The organism is Sutterella parvirubra YIT 11816 (genome assembly GCF_000250875.1).
GTDB classification, from domain to species: Bacteria; Pseudomonadota; Gammaproteobacteria; order Burkholderiales; family Burkholderiaceae_F; genus Sutterella; species Sutterella parvirubra.
In genome coordinates this window covers 1-2,058 of sequence record NZ_JH605005.1, presented here as the reverse complement: position 1 = coordinate 2,058, position 2,058 = coordinate 1, and the positions used below count along the sequence as shown (strand labels likewise).

At 67.2% G+C, this 2,058-nt stretch carries 3 protein-coding genes; 2 read left to right on the top strand and 1 reads right to left on the bottom strand.

Annotated elements, in window-relative coordinates:
• Positions 1 to 376 (bottom strand): HlyD family secretion protein (locus HMPREF9440_RS12180; RefSeq protein WP_008543276.1); only part of this gene is annotated, 376 nt, incomplete at its 3' end.
• Positions 377 to 570: 194 nt separating this feature from the next.
• On the opposite strand from HMPREF9440_RS12180, the gene HMPREF9440_RS08330 reads away from it, so the two are divergent.
• Both HMPREF9440_RS08330 and HMPREF9440_RS08325 read left to right on the top strand, forming a co-directional pair.
• The gene (locus HMPREF9440_RS08330) at positions 571 to 987 is read left to right on the top strand and encodes a transcriptional initiation protein Tat (protein ID WP_148516583.1); all 417 of its coding nucleotides are present in this window, start codon (positions 571 to 573) and stop codon (positions 985 to 987) included.
• A gap of 532 nt (positions 988 to 1,519) precedes the next feature.
• The gene (locus HMPREF9440_RS08325; protein ID WP_040765069.1) at positions 1,520 to 1,747 is read left to right on the top strand and encodes a hypothetical protein; all 228 of its coding nucleotides are present in this window, start codon (positions 1,520 to 1,522) and stop codon (positions 1,745 to 1,747) included.
• Positions 1,748 to 2,058 lie beyond the last annotated feature (311 nt).

Sequence of the window (2,058 nt, the reverse complement as noted above, 5' to 3'; positions counted from 1 at the left end):
CGGAGGCGAGCTGCGCCAGAAGGGCCTTCACGGACGCTTCCTGCTTCTGGATTTCTTCCGCGCGGTAGCCGTCCTTCGCGAGCCGCCATTGGGCGGCGGCCGCGTCCGCGGCGGCGCGCGCTTCGTCGCGCTGCAGCGTGAGCGCCGTGACGTCGAGCGTGCCCATCAGGTCGCCGGGGTGAACGCGGTCCCCTTCTTCGAAGGCGAGCGAGGCGATGCGCCCCGAGGTTTCGAACGCCATCGAGACGCGCCGCGCGTCGACGCTCCCCCACGCGACCGTCGGCGCGGGCGCCTCGCGCGAGGTCCAAAGCCACGTGAAGCCCCCGGCCAGAAGGCCTGCGGCCACGATCCCGATGATGAGTTTGCGGTTCGGCATACGGACTCCTGAGCGCCGGGGGGCGCGGTGGGTTGGTGGTTGGTCCCGACTGGTGGGTTCGTCATTTTGAACTGACCGGTCAGTTCAGTTATCATCGAGGTGAAAAGCGCACGGATCCGTGAAAACCCGCGACTCCCTGCGGCGCCTACGGCTTGAGACTGTGGGCATGAATGGATGCTTGGGAGGACGTGGCGATGCGGCGACGTGAAGCTTTGAAGGAATGTTTGGGCGTGCTGCTCCTTCCGGTGCTGGGTGGCGCACTTCTGCCCTCTGACGCTCGAGCGGACGTTTGGGACGACCAACGGCCCGGGCGCCGGTACGACGAGCGTGGGCGCTACGAAGGCAGGGTTGACGACAACGGCCGCCAGTACGACCAGATGGGGCGCTACCAGGGCCGCATGGACGATTCCGGCCGCCAGTACGACTCGGCCGGGCGCTACCAGGGTCGGGTCGACCAGAACGGGCGCCACTACGATGCCTCGGGGCGCTATCAGGGGCGCATGGACGATTCCGGCCGGATCTACGACTCCTCCGGGCGCTACCAGGGCCGGATTGATGAGAACGGCCGCCGCTACGACGCCTCGGGGCGGTATCAGGGGAGCGTGCGGTAGGACTGCGCGTTTTCCACGGTAAGACTTCCCGAAAGGGAAGTCCGTTCCGCCTGCGCGTGGTTGTCGGCCGACGGGCGCGGGTAATTGCGGTAGGGACTGTTTCCTAGTCCTTTGCGCTTGTTTTTCTTGAGAAAACCCGCGGATTCTCGGGCGCGCCGCGCGGCGGCGCGGGAATCCGCTTTTCTTCGCCGCGGCGCCCCGTACACTCGAAGAAAGGACCATCTTCACGGCCGCGGCGCCTCCCCCGTCGACGCGGCCGCCGCGGCCGTTGCCGCCGTTGCCGGCAGGTCGGCCGCCCAGCCGCCCTCAAGGAGGCTTCCATGGCTTCACGCACCTCCCGCGCTCCGTCCGTCCGCTCATCCGGCGCATCCGGACGTCTTCTCCCCTGGGCTCTCCTCACGCTCGTTTCCGGCGCGGCCCTCGCCGCGCCCACGGTGCCGGGACTCCCCGCGCAGGGCGGCGACGCCGGGCGTGAGCTCCGGCAGCTTCAGAACGAAGTCGAACGCCAACGGGCGGCGTCGGCGCTGGTGCGGTGCCGAACCTCCACCTCTTCAGCACGATGCTCGAAACGACGCTGCCGCTCGTTGACCAGTCGGTCTTCTCGCCTTGGGACGCTTCGAACCCGTTCGTGAGCTGGCCGCTCGTCCGGATTTTGGACGGCACCGAAGAGGTTGATCGGCCTCAAAACCGGATCGAACTCACGTGGCCCGAACCGGTGTGGGCGCCGGGTTGGATCGTGAGCCGGATCACGGTGGAGTGACGGAGGGTGAGTGAACGTTGGGGCGCCGATGAGGCGCCCCAACGGCTTTGATGAGGAGTTGGAAGAACGAAGGCGCGGAAGAAGGGACGGGGCGCAGGCGAAAAAATCGGCCGGACGAATCGCCGTCCGGCCGTTGAAAGCAACCTCGTTGAGAGAGATGGAGAGGCTTCAAAAGTCGGTCTCGCAAGCGAGACCGAAGGGGTCGGCCGGGCGCAGGGCCCGGCCGAGAGGAGAACGTTTCCTTGGTTCGATGTGCCTACTTCCGCATCCGGGCGAGGAGACCCGAGCCGCAGAGGATGACGTAGAGAAGG

What these genes read in the sequence shown, in the direction of transcription:
- HMPREF9440_RS08330 (WP_148516583.1), top strand. Translation starts at nt 571, where the DNA reads ATGCGGCGACGTGAAGCTTTGAAGGAATGTTTGGGCGTGCTGCTCCTT.